At 63.8% G+C, this 17,961-nt stretch carries 15 protein-coding genes; 9 read left to right on the forward strand and 6 right to left on the reverse strand.

The annotated features are described in order from the left end of the window. The first annotated feature begins 32 nt into the window (after positions 1 to 32). The 3 genes from aceB to RCJ92_RS06615 are packed head-to-tail and all read left to right on the forward strand — an operon-like array spanning position 33 to position 3,755. A complete protein-coding gene (gene aceB, locus RCJ92_RS06605) occupies positions 33 to 1,658 on the forward strand; it encodes a malate synthase A (protein ID WP_446754099.1) in 1,626 nt (541 codons plus the stop codon). After that, complete coding sequence (locus RCJ92_RS06610) at positions 1,658 to 2,911, forward strand: DUF6986 family protein (protein WP_138927024.1); 1,254 nt, start codon at positions 1,658 to 1,660, stop codon at positions 2,909 to 2,911. Before aceB ends, RCJ92_RS06610 begins: the two co-directional genes overlap by 1 nt. Before the next feature lie 10 nt (positions 2,912 to 2,921). Then, entirely contained in the window at positions 2,922 to 3,755 is an 834-nt protein-coding gene (locus tag RCJ92_RS06615; protein WP_138176212.1) for a bifunctional allantoicase/(S)-ureidoglycine aminohydrolase, read from the forward strand. A gap of 641 nt (positions 3,756 to 4,396) precedes the next feature. Here the strand turns inward: RCJ92_RS06615 and RCJ92_RS06620 are convergent. Then, entirely contained in the window at positions 4,397 to 4,804 is a 408-nt protein-coding gene (locus tag RCJ92_RS06620) for a hypothetical protein (protein ID WP_175419459.1), read from the reverse strand. 376 nt (positions 4,805 to 5,180) lie between these two features. Between RCJ92_RS06620 and RCJ92_RS06625 the strand changes: the two genes are divergently transcribed. Then, positions 5,181 to 7,064: a plasmid pRiA4b ORF-3 family protein gene (locus tag RCJ92_RS06625; protein WP_446754100.1), complete on the forward strand. Its 1,884-nt coding sequence runs from the start codon at positions 5,181 to 5,183 to the stop codon at positions 7,062 to 7,064. A gap of 41 nt (positions 7,065 to 7,105) precedes the next feature. Here RCJ92_RS06625 and RCJ92_RS06630 read toward each other — a convergent pair whose 3' ends face one another. Next, positions 7,106 to 7,762, reverse strand: coding sequence for a class I SAM-dependent methyltransferase (locus tag RCJ92_RS06630; protein WP_138927026.1), 657 nt, complete (start codon positions 7,760 to 7,762; stop codon positions 7,106 to 7,108). A gap of 326 nt (positions 7,763 to 8,088) precedes the next feature. Continuing rightward, positions 8,089 to 9,039, reverse strand: coding sequence for a GlxA family transcriptional regulator (locus tag RCJ92_RS06635; RefSeq protein WP_446754101.1), 951 nt, complete (start codon positions 9,037 to 9,039; stop codon positions 8,089 to 8,091). Between the two features lie 104 nt (positions 9,040 to 9,143). Between RCJ92_RS06635 and RCJ92_RS06640 the strand changes: the two genes are divergently transcribed. Then, on the forward strand, positions 9,144 to 9,785 hold the full coding sequence (locus RCJ92_RS06640) for an isochorismatase family protein (RefSeq protein ID WP_446754102.1): 642 nt from the start codon (positions 9,144 to 9,146) through the stop codon (positions 9,783 to 9,785). Positions 9,786 to 10,324: 539 nt separating this feature from the next. On the opposite strand, the gene RCJ92_RS06645 is transcribed toward RCJ92_RS06640, so the two are convergent. Next, the gene (locus RCJ92_RS06645) at positions 10,325 to 11,728 is read right to left on the reverse strand and encodes an MFS transporter (protein WP_446754103.1); all 1,404 of its coding nucleotides are present in this window, start codon (positions 11,726 to 11,728) and stop codon (positions 10,325 to 10,327) included. Between the two features lie 420 nt (positions 11,729 to 12,148). Next, positions 12,149 to 12,844 (reverse strand): EAL domain-containing protein, encoded by a 696-nt coding sequence (locus tag RCJ92_RS06650; RefSeq protein ID WP_446754104.1) that lies wholly within the window; start codon positions 12,842 to 12,844, stop codon positions 12,149 to 12,151. A 251-nt stretch (positions 12,845 to 13,095) separates the two neighbouring features. On the opposite strand from RCJ92_RS06650, the gene RCJ92_RS06655 reads away from it, so the two are divergent. The 4 genes from RCJ92_RS06655 (at position 13,096) to RCJ92_RS06670 (ending at position 16,781) form a co-directional block, all read left to right on the forward strand. Then, positions 13,096 to 13,518, forward strand: coding sequence for a hypothetical protein (locus tag RCJ92_RS06655; RefSeq protein ID WP_446754105.1), 423 nt, complete (start codon positions 13,096 to 13,098; stop codon positions 13,516 to 13,518). Further along, a complete protein-coding gene (locus RCJ92_RS06660) occupies positions 13,515 to 14,024 on the forward strand; it encodes a GGDEF domain-containing protein (RefSeq protein ID WP_446754106.1) in 510 nt (169 codons plus the stop codon). Before RCJ92_RS06655 ends, RCJ92_RS06660 begins: the two co-directional genes overlap by 4 nt. A gap of 241 nt (positions 14,025 to 14,265) precedes the next feature. Further along, the gene (locus tag RCJ92_RS06665; protein WP_446754107.1) at positions 14,266 to 15,879 is read left to right on the forward strand and encodes an AMP-binding protein; all 1,614 of its coding nucleotides are present in this window, start codon (positions 14,266 to 14,268) and stop codon (positions 15,877 to 15,879) included. A gap of 191 nt (positions 15,880 to 16,070) precedes the next feature. Next, positions 16,071 to 16,781 (forward strand): plasmid pRiA4b ORF-3 family protein, encoded by a 711-nt coding sequence (locus RCJ92_RS06670; protein ID WP_446754108.1) that lies wholly within the window; start codon positions 16,071 to 16,073, stop codon positions 16,779 to 16,781. 6 nt (positions 16,782 to 16,787) lie between these two features. On the opposite strand, the gene RCJ92_RS06675 is transcribed toward RCJ92_RS06670, so the two are convergent. Beyond that, complete coding sequence (locus RCJ92_RS06675; protein ID WP_446754109.1) at positions 16,788 to 17,948, reverse strand: DUF3322 domain-containing protein; 1,161 nt, start codon at positions 17,946 to 17,948, stop codon at positions 16,788 to 16,790. Positions 17,949 to 17,961: the final 13 nt, after the last annotated feature.

Genomic DNA, 17,961 nt, shown 5'->3' on the forward strand with positions numbered 1-17,961 from the left:
ATCACAAAGAACACAGAGGTATGAGGAGCACCATGACCATCTCCATTTCACGCATCCCGAACGTGCCCGCGGCCCAGGACATCCTGTCCGATGAGGCGCTGGCCTTCATCGAGAAGCTGCACGAGCGTTTCGCCGGCACCCGCGACGAGCTGGTCGCCGCCCGCGACGAGCGCCGCGCCGAGTACTCGGCCGCCAAGCGCATCGACTTTGACCCGGAAACCGAGCACGTGCGCAACGGCGACTGGAAGGTCGCCGAGGCCCCCGAGGCGCTGCGCGACCGCCGCGTGGAAATCACCGGCCCGGCCTCCCCGGCGAAGATGGCCATCAACGCGCTGAACTCCGGCGCCAAGGTGTGGCTGGCCGACCTGGAGGACGCCTCCACCCCCAGCTGGGACAATGTCATCGACGCGATCGCGAACCTGAGCGCCGCCGCCCGCGGTGAGCTCAGCTTCTCCCAGCCGGACGGCAAGACCTACTCGCTGCGCACCGACGCGCCGCTGGCCGTCGTGGTGGTCCGCCCCCGCGGCTGGCACCTGAATGAGAACAACGTGCAGGTCAACGGCAAGCCGGCCGTGGGCGCGCTGGTCGACTTCGGGCTGCACTTCTTCCACAACGCCAAGGTGCTGGCCGAATCCGGGCAGGGTCCGTTCTACTACCTGCCCAAGATGGAGCACTACCTGGAGGTGCGCCTGTGGAATGAGATCTTCACCTTCGCGCAGCAGGAGCTGGGCATCGAGCACGGCACCGTGCGTGCGACCATGCTGATCGAGACCATCCCGGCCGCCTTCCAGATGGACGAGTTCCTCTATGAGCTGCGCGACCACGTCTCGGGCCTGAACGCCGGACGCTGGGACTACCTGTTCTCCATCATCAAGACCTTCCGCGAGGCCGGCGCCGACTTCATCATGCCCGACCGCGCGGACGTGGCGATGACCGCCCCGATGATGCGCGCCTACACCGAGCTGCTGGTCAAGACCTGCCACAAGCGCGGGGCCTTCGCCATGGGCGGCATGGCCGCCTTCATCCCGAACCGCCGCGAACCGGAGGTCACCGAGGCCGCCTTCGCCAAGGTGCGCGACGACAAGACCCGTGAGGCCACCGACGGCTTCGACGGCTCCTGGGTGGCCCACCCGGACCTGGTGCCGATCTGCCGCGAGGTGTTCGACTCGGTGCTGGGCGAGAAGCCGAACCAGATCGACAAACAGCGTCCGGAGGTGGAAGTCACCGCCGAGCAGCTGCTGGACGTGGCCAGCGCCCCGGGCAAGGTCACCGAGGCGGGCGTGCGCGCCAACCTGTACGTGGCCGTGGCCTACACCGCCGTGTGGCTCTCGGGCAACGGCGCGGTGGCGATCCACAACCTGATGGAGGACGCGGCCACCGCGGAGATCTCCCGTTCGCAGATCTGGCAGCAGATCCACAACGAGGTGGTCGCCGAGGACACCGGCAACACCATTACCGCCGAAATGGTCTCCACCCTGCTGGCCGAGGAAGTTGAGCGGCTGCGTGGTGAAGTGAACGACGAAGAGCGTTTCGCCGCCTACTACCAGCCGGCAGCGGAGCTGATCGGCAAGCTGGTCAGCGGCCGGGACGAGGACTTCGTTGACTTCCTGACCCTGCCGGCCTACGAACTACTGGAAAAGGAATACGTGAGCAAGTAATGAACACAGTCTTCGATCAGGCGACCCTCGCCGCCGTGGAGGGCCAGCTGGCCGCCACCGACCAGCTGCTGGCCACCAGCTATGCCGGGGACACCGGCGCCCGCCAGCCGGTGCACACCGTGTACGTCCCGGCCGACCGCTACACCGCCGAACTGCCGGCCCGCTGGGGCGCGAACGCCCTGGCCGCCGTCGGCGGTGCCGAGGGCCTGGCCGAGCTGGCCGGGAACCTGGGGCTGCGCGAAGGGCAGAAGCTCGGTGCCCTGGTGGCCGCGAAGCTGCGTGGGGAGCCGATCGAAGACCTGCGTCTGGATTTTGAGGACGGCTTCGGCCATCGCACCGACGCCGAGGAGGACGCGGCCGCAGCGGCCGCCGCCGACGCGGTGGCCGGTGCGGTGGCCGCCGGCACCGCACCGGCGTTCATCGGGATCCGCTTCAAGTGCTTTGAGGCCGAGACCCGGGCCCGGGCGGTGCGCACCCTGGACGTGTTCATCTCCCAGCTGGCCAGCCACGGCCCGCTGCCGCAGGGGCTGCGCCTGACCCTGCCGAAGGTCACCACCGTGGCCCAGGTCGAGGCCATGGTGTTCCTGGCCGAGAAGCTGGAGGCCGCCCACCGCCTGGAGGCCGGTTCGCTGCGCTTCGAGGTGCAGGTGGAGACCCCGCAGGTGATCATCGCCGCGGACGGCACCCACCCGGTGGCCCAGCTGATCCACGCCGGCAAGGGGCGGGTCTCCTCGCTGCACTACGGCACCTATGACTACTCGGCCTCGCTCGGGGTCGCCGCCGCCTACCAGTCCATGGAGCACCCGGTGGCGGACTTCGCCAAGGACGTGCTGCAGGTTGTGGTGGCCGGCACCGGGGTGGAGCTCTCCGACGGCTCGACCAACATCCTGCCCGCCGGGGACCCGGAGAACGTGGCCGCCGCCTGGGCGCTGCACGCCCGCCTGGTGCGCCGCCACCTGGAACGCGGCATCTACCAGGGCTGGGACCTGCACGAGAACCAGCTGGTCACCCGCTACCTGGCAACCTTCTCCTTCTTCCGGGAGAACCTTGAAGCGGCAGCCACCCGGCTGCGCAACTACGTCCACAAGATCGAATCGGCGATCATGGATGAGCCGGCGACCGCCCGTGCGCTGGCCCGCTACATCCACCGCGGCCTGGCCTGCGGTGCGGTGGAGGAAGAGGAAGTGGCCGCACTGGCCCAGATTTCCGTTGCCGAACTTGAAGCCCTAGCCCTGAACCGTTCCCATGCCTGAGGAGAAGACCATGACAGCCCAAGCCGGCGCGAAGACCCCCTACTACACCACCTACGGCGGCCACCCGCCGCAGACCGATCTGCTCACTGACCGCGCCGTGGTCACCGAGGCGTACACCGTGATCCCGCGCGGGGTACTGCGCGACATCGTCACCAGCGTCTTCCCCGAGTGGACCAACACCCGCGCCTGGGTGCTGAACCGTCCGGTGGCCGGCGGGCCGACCACCTTCGCCCAGTCGATCGTTGAGGTCGGTCCGGGTGGCGGCGCCGAGAAGCCCGAGCCGCAGGCCGAGGTTTCCGGGTTTGTGTTCGTGGTGGCCGGGGAACTGAGCCTGAGCATCGAGGGCGAGAACCACGTGCTGGCCGAGGGCGGCTTCGCCTACCTGCCGGCCGGTGCTCAGTGGTCGGCGAAGAACAACGCCGCCGAGGTCGCCACCTTCCACTGGATCCGCAAGCGCTACGAGCCGCTGGCCGGGGTGGCCGCCCCGGGTCCGGTGGTCGGCAACGAGCAGGACATCGAGGCCGGCGCCATGCCCGACACCGACGGCAAGTGGCGCACCACCCGGATGCTGGACCCGAACGACGTGGCCTTCGACTTCGGGGTGAACATCGTGACCTTCGAACCGGGCGCCTCGATCCCGTTCGCCGAAACCCACGTGATGGAACACGGCCTGTACGTCCTGGAGGGCAAGGCCGTCTACCGCCTGAACGACGACTGGGTGGAGGTCGAGGCCGGGGACTACATGGCACTGCGCGCCTTCTGCCCGCAGGCCTGCTACGCCGGCGGACCGTCGAACTTCCGCTACCTGCTCTACAAGGACCAGAACCGCCAGATCATGCTGTAGGCGCTGCCTGCAGTACTCCTAGACCGGGCCGGAGCCGCGCCCTGGTTCACGTCGTACCTCCCAGCTTGTCCAACCTCTTTGTTCCAGTGATGTTTCGCAGGGACAGGCCGGGCGGGAACGTCGTGACCGGGTGTGGTTCCGGTTCTCCTTTTAACGCGACGCGTGTTTGACCTGCTGCGAGGTTCAACACCTGCAGGCGGTTCGCTCACGCGGCTGAAAATGGACAGGAAAAAGCCGCTGAGTCAAGGTGTGAAAGGTCATGCGCCCTCGTGCGGCGCAACGCCGTCTGGGTGGTCCGCCGGGTGCTACAGTCATAACGTCTGGTCGTCCAAGGCGACCGGATAAGGGTCTCGTGCATTCACCCCCCGGTAGGTGTGCGGTGATCCGGTGGAGTGGTAACACCGTCCAGATGGATCTGGGGTTATCATTCCCACTAAGTTCCTTCCTACCGGGAAACCCTGCACTTCTGGCCGCGGAGCCGTACGATCGCCCCGCGGTTTTTTGCTGCCGTTCTTCAATTTTTCTCGGCTGGCCCGACCGGCAGCGCACCAATCAACTTCTCACCGCTGCCGCGGCAGACCCGCTTTGTGTGGTCCGCCGCGGCAGCGTTTTCGGTGGTGCTGGGGATCGCGCACAATGCGTCAGGGCTTGAGTGAGCTTTCCCCCTCGTCGGCGGGGATGGCCTGTGTTGCTGCGGCATCAAAGACCGGAACCAGGTGCGCCACCGCGCTGTGCGGGGTGTAGCGGCTGCGGAAGGTGATGCTTTCGCTTCTGGCCGCGGCCTCGAAGAGCTTGCAGACATCGGTTTCCGGGCGGCACGGAGGCACGTCCTTCAACGCGGCGGAGGGGGTTGAGACGTAGAGGAAGCGAAGCTCCTCGGTGCTGGGATCCACAGTGGCAACCAGTGCAGGGCCCTGCTGGATGGCAACCAGACCCATCACGTCGTCCAGCGGCTCATGCGGCTTGGCCATGATGATGGGCATGCCCTGGACCCAGCCGTGGGACTCCAAGTATGCGCGGGTTTCGCGCGCTCCGATAAATTCAGCCACGCGTTCTGCAATGTGCGATTTCACGAATCGCTCCGCCATGCTTCAACCTCCAAAAGGGCACGACAAATACCGGCATTGATTTCCCCGGTAGTCGCGCTGCGGTTGGCCGTGTCTGGTTGGGCGGACCCAGATGCGAGTGATGCGACGCAAATCAGGCAAGCCCAGTGGCAACAGCAATGCTTGCATCGGACTCTAGCTTTCACACGCATGCAAACGCGAGGACTCTCAGGTAATTCCCAGTAAGGGGAAGTGCGGGCGCAGAGCGCTCAATCGCAGCAGGGGCAGGCAATGGTGGCACGGCTTTCCGGGTCCAAGGGTGGGTAGGAAGTAGCCTGAATACAAGACAATTTCGAAGCGGAAGCAGGGGAAGCGCGCGGTGGCACAGAAAAAGAAGAAGAAAGTCCGCAAGCAGGGCCACCCGGCACGCCAGGAACACCGGGGCAAGCCGGCGAATAGCGCCATTATGGAGCGTCAGGTTGATAGCCTTGCCGCCGATTACGTCGCCTGGTTTGAAAGCGCCTACGACGATCCGGAGATGGGTGAACTGGCGTTGCCCAGCTTCGAACTCGTCAGATACTCCCTGGGCATCTACGCCGAGGCGACCGGGGCACTGTCGGCCACCGAGCTGCGGGTTGAGCAGCTGATCGAGGTGCTGGCGGCGATCATCGCCTTCGCCGAGGACCAGGCCCAGGGCGATCTTTCGATGCAGCAGGGGCAGATGCTGTTGCGTTCCTGGCAGGACTACGCGCTCTTCCTGGACGAGACCGGGCGCTGGGCCGGTACCGAGCAGCAGCTGCAGCGGCTGCTCGAGTTCGCTGAAGGTGAGGACGATTCACACTTCGCGGACATGGAGGACGAGGGCCTGTTCGAGCACATGCGCTCGGTCATCACCGGCGAATTGCGTCAGGCGCCCCTGCTCGCCATTGGCCGTCGCCTCTCCAGCTGGCTGGGGGCTGGTCGGCCGGTTCAGGAGAACGGGGAGCTGACCCCCGAGGCGTTCGCGGAGGCGCAGCGGCAGACGGCGGACCTGATGCCCGATTCCCGGACTTTTGACGTCCCGGCCCAGCTTCTGCGGATCTACCGCTCACTGCTGGTTTCGGGCGTGTGCGACCTGCGCCGGCATGATGTGCTTGCCGGGGAAGCCGCCGAGGATTTCGCGCAGGAGATGGACTCGGAAGCCGGCTTCGCTGCGGTGTTCAACTTTGTCCAGGCCTACGTGGAAGATCTGCTGGAACTGGCACCCGCGGCGGATTCGGAGGTGACCGGCGCGTGGGAATTGTGCACGGGGTGGATCTTTGAGGGACTGGATGGTGCAGCGTTGCCGGTTGGGCAGGACACGGACCCGATGGTCCGCCAGGAGCAACGGGACCTGGCCGTGGGGATGCTGGAGGAACTGGCATGGCTGGGTCTGATCACAAAGGACGAGGGCTACCACAGCACGGTGAGCCTGTCGCTGATGGTTGAAAGCTTCATTGACTCCAGCGTGGAGGAGGATCCCTTTGACGACTCGCCCGAGGCCAGCCCGGTGCCCGCAGGCCAACAGGACGGTGGAGGGCAGGAGAACGTCACCGACCTGGAGGTCATACCTGGCACGGGCGCGGAAACGGCCGGGAACGAGACACCCGGCACCGAGCTGGCCGAGGTCATTGCCCTGCCAGGGGCCCGCAAGCCCCACACAGATCAGCCGCAGCAGCCTGCCGACGGCACCGTGCTGCAGCTGAAGGTCACCCTGCGCTCTGCCAAGCCGCCGATCTGGCGCCGTGTTCTGGTGCGGCCCGAAACCCGGTTGGACGGGCTGCATGCGATCATCCAGCGCAGTTTCGCATGGGATGACAGCCACCTGCACAGCTTCTCCCACGGGGGCCGCAACGGTGCGTCCTATGCGCCCAAACCCGGGGGCATGGACGAGGACATCGACGAGACCACGGTGACGGTCGGCGGACTGCTGAGCGAGCCGAAGGACAAGCTGGACTACATCTACGATTTCGGGGACAACTGGGAACACGTCATCGAACTGGAAAAGGTTCTGGCTGATGACGGCGGCACCGTGCCGCGCTGCACCGGTGGGCGGCGGATGGCCCCGGCCGAGGACTCCGGCGGGGTATGGGGCTGGGAGAACATCCAGGCGGCCGTCGAGGACCGGAAGCATCCGGAGCATGACGAGTACCGCCAGTGGCTGGGCCTGGGCGAGGGCGAGGCGCTGGATGTCGCGCACTTCGACAAGGACGAGGTCAACCAGCGCCTCTCCCGGCTGCGTTAGGCACCAGCCGGTTTCCTAGGCCGGCAAGGAGGGCATGGCGGCTAGCTTCGGCGGGCCACCACCAGCACGTCATCAATGGTGGCGTGCTGCCCTTCGGGTCCCGTGACCTCGCGCTGCACCAGCTCCGCACGCAGCACCTCCCAGCCAGCGGTTGGCATGCCCAGCGCGCGCAGCTCGTCATCGACCGTGGGCATGGCCGGATGATGGGCATGCCCCTGCCCCTTGGCGCCAGGTCCGGCCCAGGAGGGGTGGCTACCGTGGGAGAGCACCACGATGCGTCCGCCAACGGCGACGCGTTCGGTGGCCCTGCGCTGGATTTCAGCGCGCTGGAAGTCAAAGGGTGCCTGGAAGAAACTGAGGGTTACCAGGTCAAACTCCCGCTGATCATCCCATTCGGCCAGATCCACGGCGATGAATTCGGTGGATTCGGACATCCCGTGTTCGGCGGCTGCCTCACGCGCGCGGGCGACGGCGGTTTCGGAGATATCAACTCCGGTGACCTGCCAGCCCCGCGCTGCCAGCCAGAGCGCGTCCCCGCCCTCACCGCAGCCCAGGTCCAACGCGCTGCCCGGCGCCAGGTCCTTCAGCGCGGCGGCCAGGGTGGAGTTCACGTTGCCGGACCAGATCCGCTCGGATCGTCCATAGTGGCTTTCCCAAAAGTCCTTGCCAACGAGTTCTTCCCCGGAATGCTGCGTCATCTTTTCCTCTACTGAACCTGCTTGCCAGAGCCGGGCTGTTACCCGGTTGCCCCTCAACATTAGGCAATTCTGCTGCCGACCGTGACCGGTTTTGCGGCAGCGGCAAAATCGTCACGTTCTTCCTAGCGGCCATTGCCCGAAGATCACAGGCATGGATATCCGCCGAGTAACCCCGAAAAGGTTATGGGTTGGGAGATCCTTCCACGCTCGATGCAAGTTAGTAACTCGCCACGGCCAGTTCTTTGCCGGCGCCGATCCTGATTCTGTTTCCGGGCGACGAAAGCTTGGCCAGTCGGTCTTCCCGTAACCCGGTTAGATCATGCACCTCAGGAGATATTGGAGAAACGACGTCGGTAAGAAGTGGGCGTTGTCGCAAATGCAGAAATAAAGTTCTGTCGCAGCGTGACGGCGCTACCAAATCCGCACGTATCGGCGATCCGTGCGACGCTCCATCGCGTAGTTTCCAACAACATGCGGGCCTCGTCGAGCCGACGAGAAAGCACCCAGCGGGCAGGAGTCGTTCCTGTAGCCTGCTTGAAACGTCGAGTGAAATTGCGACTGCTCATATGTGCTCGAGCAGCTAGCTCCTCCACACCTAGTTTCTTGTCAAGGTTGGCCAGGGCCCATTCAATGACGGGGCCAAGAGGACTGTCAGTTGCAGGTTCCAATACTGGGCGCTGAATGTACTGAGTTTGGTCGCCTTCCCTGTGCGGCGCAACCACGATGTGTCGTGCCACGGTAGCGGCCGCCGTCGCTCCAAGTTCACGGCGCACAATGTGAAGGCAGGCGTCCAAGGATGAGGCTGTTCCTGCAGAAGTCAGGATATCTCCGTGGTCGATGTAGAGGGCCGAGGCTCCGAAGCTAACCTCCGTATGCCGTGCAGCGGCCTCGTTCACTGCCTCCCAATGGGTTACCGCGGTGCGTCCATCGAGAATCCCGCTGCGTGCTACGGGGAAGGCTCCCAGACAAAGCCCCGCAACTCGCTTACCCCCGTTGTGGACCTGGCCAATTGCCCGCGTGAGTTCCTCTGAAGGCTCGGGCAGGTCCGGCTTCCAGGACGCCAGCACGAGGAGGTCAATACTGTTGAGAATCTCCAAGCCAGCCAGTCCACCGATTAAGTATCCTTCGGCCGAACGTACCTCCCCGGCTGCCTCGGTAAAGATTTGTGTAGACCAGTCCTCGGCAAGTCCCAATCGGCTGACCTCCGAAAAGACCAGGAGAGGAGCAGCCAGATGAAACATGCTGATGCCGTCGAAAGCGTGGAGCGCTATACGCATCTTGTCTCATTCCCATCGAAGGTATGCGTGAATGACACTCACTTCGAACTGTAGTTGCTGAAAGCATTTAAGGACAACGAGTCGCCTCGAAGAAGGGAAAAAGAATGAGCACCACACGCCGTGCTGTAATCCTGATCGACATCCAGAACGAATACTTCGGCGGTCCACTTGAGATTCAGTATCCGGACCGGGATGAATCCCTGGGCAATATAATTCGTGTGGCCGAAAAGGCGCAGCTCGCTGGGTTGCCGATCGCAGTGGTCCGACACGTCCTGCCAGAGGAGAGCCCTGTTTTTGCGCGGGGATCAGCTGGAGCCGAATTGCGTGCCGAGATCGCCTCTCGCGTCCAGCCAGACTGGAAGCAGGTGGAAAAGAAATATGCCAGTGTCTTCGCTGATACTGATATTGAACAGTGGTTGCGCGAGAACGGCGCGGACACTGTGACCCTGGTGGGATACATGACCAATAACTGCGACTTCGCAACGGCTGCTGCGGCAGAGCCGCTGGGCATCAATGTGGAAATCCTCTCCGACGCCAGTGGAGCGATCCATCTAGCCAATACCGCTGGCATTGCGGATGCCCAGCTGGTGCACGAAACCCTCATGACCGTGCTGAATTCGAATTTTGCCGCGGTAGCCACTACGGACCAATGGCTAGAGGCAGTGGACACCGGCCAAATGCTGGCCAAAGGCGATCTGGGTTCCTCGGCAGTTGCAGGAGCAGAGAGGTTCGTGAGGGCCCAATAGAAAAACTCAAATTGGCAATGACCTCCCGACGGTTATCGTCAATAAGCTGGCCCTAGCGGTCTAGGGGAGTGCCCCGGCCGGTGATAAAGCCAGCTGCCAGTCGTGTTGGTGGGCAGCGACCGGGGCGTTCAGCGCACGCAACAGTTCTAAGTCAATAACCTGCAGGTACTTCACGTGGGCGCTGTCAGCGCCCACGGTGTATCCGCCCAATGAGGGCTGCAAAGCAGCCGCGCGTGTAAAGTCCTTCAGTCCGTATCGATCGAATTAAGGACCTACATTAGGGCGAACCTGGTCTTCGGCTAGAAGCTCTGGGTGCGCGGGCTGACCGGGGAATCGGCGTTGTACCGCCCGCAGCCGCTTCGTCTGTGTCTCGCTGGGGACATGTCGGAAAATCGCATACAGAAGGGCCATCGTGCCTGAGTTACATTGGGGTAAGTCCGGCGAGGAACTGTGCGATATTCGAGTCGGAGGGAAGTATTTTCTGGGTGCCCTTGCCTCGATCTTCGTCGCCCGCGTCGCCCTGGCAACAGCCCAGGACACTAGTCGGCCACCGCTTGGTTGGTCTCCGGCTCATTCTGCTTCTGGGCGGCAAAGATCCTGGACAGCTTCCGGTACTGGCCGCTGCCCAGAGCCAGCAAGGCGACGAGCACCATCACCAACCCGGCCACCAGGAACACCAGGGCGATGCCGCGGGCCTGCCCGGCCCCCAGCAGCCAGCCCAGGGCCGCTTCACCCTGCTCCGATTTCATGAACGGGATGATCAGGTATTCGGCCAGCGGGGCAATCAGGAAAGCCGTGATGGGGGCCGCTGCCGCCTCGAGCATCTGGGCGAAGCCGAACACCCGGCCCTGCCGGCGGAATGGGACGACTTTCTGGATTACCGTTTGCTCGGAGGCTTCCGCGGCCGGGATCAGCATCATGTACAGCCAGATGCCCAGCACGTAGAGCCAGGTCCATTCCCGGATCGTGAACACGGCGCCCAGCAGCCCCATCATTGCCACGGCCAGCAGCAGCGTGCGAATGGGGTTTCGGCCCAGCCCGAACTTCGCCACCAACAGCCCGCCAACGATGAAGCCGGTGGAGGCCAGCCCGAACACGATCCCCCACATTTCAACGGACATGATGGTCAGCCCGTAGGGGTCCATCAACGCCATGTAGACTCCGCCGACGAAGTTGTTGAACATCGAGAAGATGATCAGCGACAACAGTCCGGGGATCGCCAGCACGGTGGTGAACCCCATCTTCAGGTCAATCGCCCGGTTCCGTCCCGGCTCCCGCTCGGGGGCCTGTTCCGGGATGGGGATCAGCACCAGGTGCACCATGCTCACCGCCACCAGCGCAATCGACAGCGAGAGCGTCCAGCCCATCCCCAGCAGCCCGATGGACAGCCCGGAAAAGACGCTGGTGATGATGAAGGCGATGCCCTGCACGGTACCGACCAGACCGTTTGCGTTCGCGTGGCGTTCGACCGGGACCAGCAGCGTAACCGTGGTGGACAATGCGATGGAGCGCATCTGCTCGACAATGGAACCGAGCAGGATCACCCCGCAAAAGAGCCAGAACTCCCATCCGCCGATGTACAGGATCCGCTCGGTGGGAAGCCACAGGTAGAGCAGGCCGGCCAGGCAGAACGCCACCGCCGTGAAGACGGCGGAGAAGACGAACACCGTCTTCTTGCGGTGGTTGTCAACGATCGTGCCAAAGACCATGGAGAACACGGCAATCAGCAGCATGAATGCGCCGCCAATGAACCCGGTGGCCATGACATTGCGGGTTTTCAGGTAGACCCAGAACACCAGCGCAAACCACAGGTAGCTGGTCGTCAGGTTCGCCACCGCCGTGTTCACCAGGAGGTGCCCAAAGGAACGCATCGCGCGTTCCGGTTCCCGGAGCACCTGGGGATCCGGTGGTGGGGTACTGGTGGGTGGGGATGGCTCGGACATTTCCGACCTTCGGCTACTGGGGCGGCGCGAAAAAGCGTACTGAAAACAATACGGACTCAACCCCCGGTTGTCACCGTTTTTGGCGGTGGGGATTTGCCAAATTTTTCCCCTGGCCGCACTACCGATAATCCGTTTGCTGGCCCCCGGGTGTCGTGCTGGTGGGTTGGGCCTCCCAGAAGAACGTGGCCACCGGCACGCACGTGGAGCGCCGGCCGGGCAGTAATGGGAATGCAGTACTATTGCCGCGCTCGCCGTCCCCGGGACGCGGGGACTGTTGCTGCCCGAAAGCACCTTGCATTCGCGCTGGCGTTCGGTGCCGGCCGCGTTCGTGGGCAGCCTCGCGGCGATCTACCCGGTGCTGGGACTGCTAAGGATACTGTCGGTGATCCGGTTCTCGCGCTCCAAGAGTGCGAACGCCGGTCAGGGGGCCGGAATACCAATCCCGAGGCGCCGGTCCAGATCCTGCAGCATTGCCCCGATCTCCTCGCCCGGCCGCCCGGGGCTGAAGTGGAACCCCTGGGCATAGTCGAACCCCAGTCGCTCCACCAGCTGCAGCTGCCCGATGGTTTCCACGCCCTCGGCCAGCGTCTTGGCCCCGATCGAATTGGCAGCCTGCAACAGCGAATCAACCAGCGTTCGGATCCGCGGGTCCTGCTCATAGCCGGTGATCATGGTGCGGTCCAGCTTCACGATGTCCGGGTGCAGCTGCACAATCCGCTCACGGGTGGCGTGGGCGACCCCAGCGTCATCAATGAGCAGTAGGCAGCCCATGGCGTCGGCCAGCTGCCGGGCCCGGGCGCATACTGCCGGATCGCTTTGCTCATTGAGTTCCAGACCCCACACCAGCCGGGGGTCGAGCCGTAGACTGGAGCCGGCGAAGGATTCGATCGTCAACCCCGAGGCGTTCAGGGTCACCAGCACGCCGGTGGGCAGCAGGGCGCTGGCCTCCAGGATGCCCTGGATGGCGCGCAGCTCCAACTCGACCAGCCGACCCTCATCCCGGGCGGCCTGGAAGTGCTGTGCGGGGCCAAGCGCGTCGGCGAAGCGGGTCAGGGCTTCGAAACCCAGCAGGGAAGAGGAGCCTACGTCGATGAGCGGTTGGAAAACGAATTTCAAGGGATACCTTTGAGCGCGGAATGACGATAGGCGAAGGGTTGGTCGGCGGGAAGTGATGACGGTGGCTGCAGGGCGCGGGGCCGGGGCCCGAAGCAGATTTTACAGTGCCCCAGAAGGCGAAACCACGACGTGGGTCGCTCTGCGGCGTTTTCCCAGTTTCTGCCCCCGGGGCGGGGCGCATGCCGGCTGACCGGCGGGAGCACACCCCCATGGCGTGGTGGCAGAACGTTGTGCCCGCGCCGTTTCGCACCTTGACCCAGATGCACGTCATGGTCACCGCGCTGGTGGCCCTGTTCATGCTGGTCTTTTATCTCATTGCGCTTTTTCTTCCGGTGCGCAGCCCGGTGCTGCAGGGTTTCAACATCCTGTATTGTCTGGGCTGCGCCGCCATCCTGGGCGCGATTTACCGCGCCGGGGACAAGCTGGCGTCCTGGATCATGTACGTGGGTGCGCTGGCCGAGGTCGCCGCGTTCATCTACTTTGTGGCGTTCACCCGAAACCACGAACAAGTGGTCTTCCGCCTGCAGCAGTTCCCGCTGCTGGCGCTCTACCTTTCGTGGATTTTCCCGCCCTGGCTGGCGCGGTGCACGATCTACCCGGCGCTGCTATTCACCATTCCCACGGTGTGCTCATCGGCCCGGCTGCTGGCACCGAACACAGCCAGGGGATCTTGAACAGCGCTGCCCTGATGTTCTTCACCGTTCTGGGCACCGGCGTGGGCTCGTTTGTGCGGGACCGGTTCCGCGAGCAGACCGAGGTTGATGAGCTCACCGGGGCACTCAATCGGCGGGCACTGACCGTTTATGGGGAGCAGGTGATGCTGCGTCCGCGCAAGCGCGGAGAGCCCTTGAGCGTGGCGGTGGTCGACCTGGGTGGATTCAAGACCATCAATGACACCCAGGGCCACGGGGCGGGGGACAGGATCCTGCAGGAGCTGGTCCGGCACTGGCAGGATGCGGCGCGCAGAACGGATCTGATCTTCCGGCTTGGCGGCGATGAATTCGTGCTGCTCTTCCCGGACACCACCGCACCACAGGCGCAGGGGCTGATGCGTCGGATGCAGGAGACCTCCCGGGCATCTTGGTCCTTCGGGGTGGCGCAGGCCGGGCCGGAGGACAACCTGGGAACCCTCGTGCTGCGGGCGGACCGGTCCATGTACGAGGCCAAGCGTCCCGGCTGATGCCCGACCCGACGAGGAAACTCGGTTAGTTGGCTTGAACCGGGTGTGCGGCTATTGTAAAGATTGTGACCCGCGACACGTCCGGGATAATCCGAACCCCGGTGCTCTCGGCGCGGAACCCAGTCATCACGCCACCTGAGAAGCATGGAGAAAACATGAACCAGCAGGCACGGGCGCGCACGCCGCAAACAGCGAATTCCACCGCCATGGTGCAGGAGCTTCGAGTCGGGGGAGTCGGGGCATGAAATCCTATGCGAAGGGTGAGACAGAGCCAGCGCTGCTGCAGGACACCATCGGCGGATCACTGCAGGACACGGTGGCCCGCTACTCCCAGCGCGAGGCGCTGGTGGAGGTGGCTTCGGGCCGGCGCTGGACCTGGTCGGAACTGGACCGGGATGTAAACCTGCTGGCCCGCGGACTGCTGGCCGCCGGCATCAACAAGGGGGACCGCCTGGGCATCTGGGCGCCGAATTGCGCCGAATGGACACTGGTGCAGTACGCCACCGCCAAGCTCGGGGTCATCCTGGTCAACGTGAATCCCGCTTACCGCACCCACGAGTACGCCTACGCGGTGAACCACAGCGGGATGCGCATGCTCGTGGCGGTCTCCGAGTTCAAGAGCAGCAACTACCGGGAGATGATCGAGCGATCCATGGTGGACACGCCCGACCTGGAGCGGGTGATCTACCTGGATACCGATGACTGGGCGCAACTGCTGGAGGCGGGTGGACAGATCCCGCAGGCCGAGGTGGACCGCCATCTGGCCGGCACCACCCCGGAGGAGCCGATCAACATCCAGTACACCTCGGGCACCACCGGCTACCCCAAGGGCGCGACCCTCAGCCACCGCAACATCCTGAACAACGGGTACTTCGTCACCGAGATGATCCGCCTCGGCCCCGAGGACCGGCTATGCATCCCGGTTCCCTTCTACCACTGCTTCGGAATGGTGATGGGCAACCTGGGGTGCACCACGCATGGCACCACCATGGTCATCCCCGCCCCCAGCTTCGAACCCGAAGCCACCCTGCGCGCCATCGCGCAGGAGCGGTGCACCGGAGTCTACGGGGTGCCCACCATGTTCATCGCCATGCAGAACCACCCCAGCTTTGGCGACTACGACCTGGGCACCCTGCGCACCGGGATCATGGCCGGTTCGGTCTGCCCGGTGGAGGTCATGCGCCGCAGCATCCAGGACATGCACATGGAGGGGATCTCCATCGCCTATGGGATGACCGAAACCAGCCCGGTCTCCTGCCAAACGCGCGACGATGACGATGTGGAGCGGCGCACCGCCACCATCGGCCGCGTGCACCCGCACCTGGAAATCAAGATCATCGACCCGGCCACCGGGCAGACCGTGCAGCGCGGTGAGCCCGGGGAGTACTGCACCCGCGGCTACTCGGTCATGCTCGGGTACTGGAACGATGAGGAAAAGACCCGTGAGGCCATCGACGAGGACGGCTGGATGCACACCGGGGACCTGGCGGTGATGCGCGAGGACGGCTACTGCACCATCGTTGGGCGCATCAAGGACATGATCATTCGCGGCGGGGAGAACATCTACCCGCGGGAAATCGAGGACTTCTACTTCCGCCACCCGGACATCGAGGACGTCTCGGTGATTGGGGTGCCCGATGAAAAATACGGGGAGGTGGTGTGCGCCTGCGTGCGGATGAAGGCCGGCCGCGCCCCGCTGGATCTGGCCGACGTACGCGAGTTCGCCCGCGGGAAGCTCGCCCACTACAAGGTGCCCGAGCACCTGATGGTGCTGAAGGAGTTCCCCACCACCGTCACCGGCAAGATCCGCAAGAACCAGCTGCGCCAAGACGCGGCCGGTACTCTAGACCTGTAGGTCCCGGTTTCATCCATTGGGCACGTATTCCAATTATGGTGATCGTGCACGACTTAAACCGGTAGCCACTTCTCATCAATTTGTTTTTGGCAGGGCGACATAGCGGAGGAGCGTAAATGCCGAAGAGTAGACGACGTAAGAAGCCTTCCACGCAGAAAAAGGCCAATAGGGGAACTCGCATTCTTCCTGGCATGGGAGATGCCGAGCTGCGGGAAATCTTTGGGAGCTTCTTGTCTCCTAGCGGTGGCTCGAGACAATCCGGCGAAGGCGCCTCTCATACAGCACGTCCAGACAAACTCGAACTGGGTGATGGCATCCCAGGGGATAAGGTGCTTCAGCTGCGTGTCGACCTTCAGTACGCGCAACCGCCGATCTGGCGCCGCCTCTTGCTGCCATCCTCGGCCTCCTTGGCCGATCTGCACATCGCGCTGCAGCTCGTCTTCGGGTGGGAAGGTTCGCACTTGCACGCCTTCGAAATGCCGGAAGAACCTTCGAAACGGTTGGGCCGGACGCAGTTCTCCGACCCCGCGATGGGACTTGAACGGGCACACGACGAGTATGAGTATAGTGTAGGACAGCTGCTGTGCCAGCCCAAAGATCGGTTCTTCTACGAGTACGACTTCGGTGATTGTTGGCGTCACGAAATCGTACTGGAAAAAATCCTGGACTCCTCCGAGGGCCAGGCGGTTCAGTGCACGGCAGGGCGCATGCGTGCACCGGTCGATGACATTGGTGGCCTTCCGGGTTGGTACCACGCGTTGGACGTCATGAACAATCCTTCACACCCCGACTATGAACACGTTTGCCACATGTTGGCGTTGGAACCAGGTGAAACGCTCGATCCCAATGAATTTGACGCGAAGGAAGTCGACGTCACACTTCGGAGGCGGCTTTCGGCCTAAACGTCACTACAAAGGGGTGTCGGAGGGCAACGAGCGCAATAGTTCGGCCAATGCATAGGCCCACAGGATGCGCTCCTGCTCCAGGCGCATCCCACCTAACTTGCGTAGCTGCTCATAAGCCTCGGCTTCGGCTGGCTCCAACCACCCCGGCTTGCTCTTGGGCTGGCCATTGGGATCAGGCACCGCGAAGTCGCTGAACTGCTCCAGCGTATTCCGTTCCATCATGACCGAGCGCGTCCCTGGCAGGACACCTCGCAAGGCGCTAAGGATGCTTAACCCATCGGCGTCCAGATCGCCCCAATACAGGACGTCGGTGGTACGCACCCAAGGCAGCTGCGCACACCACTGCACGTCATAGCCGCCGCCGTGCAGGGCAACCACCCCGCGCAGCGGCGGCAGGGAGAGCAACGTCTGAAGATTCTCGACGATTAACACGCACAAGGGGGCCAGCTGCAGCTGGGCGAGTGAGGTGAGGGGAGCTGCCAAATCCCCGAGACCACCAGGGGCAAGTGCGGCGTCCAGAAACTTCACACGATACATTTTTGGTGGGGTCGCCAGCCCCATTCCGGCAGCGCCGCCCAGGGCGAGGTGAAGGGGACGAACGATGGTGGCGTGGCGTTCCAGCCATTTTGAATCGATGCCTGCCACCGGAAGCTGCCGCGGGTAGAGCCCGGACGCCGGATGATTGTTGAGCCAGTCGAGCACGTCGAAAATGCGCTCGAAGTCGGAACCAGACAAGGAATCGACCTTAGCCAGAACCTTGACCACGGCATCGCGCAGCTCAGGGGGGTCGGCTTTGGTTCGCTGACCCAACTCCAGTAGCTTTTGCGCCCGCTTATGGCGTAGGCGCCAGTGCGTGCCGCGACCCACAAACGCTGCCACTGCCGCAGGGGTGCCGGCCGTCAGCTTCACCGGTACTTGCTGCGTTCCGGAGTTGGGCCAGCGCCGGCTTTCCCACACTATTTCTACGCCCTGCACTTCAATCTGGGACCATTCGACCAGCCAGTCCGCCACGGCTGACATCTGCGCTACCGCTTGGCGGTCGGTAGGGGACTTGAGCCCAAGAGTGACCGGTGTACTTGAATCGAAGGGGTGAATCGCCCATGCTGCGCTCTTACGGGCATAGACCTTGCCCAGGCGTTCCTTGGCGTTCGCTACGCTAATCACCGTTTAACCTCCA

It is taken from the genome of Glutamicibacter sp. BSL13 (assembly GCF_052928425.1).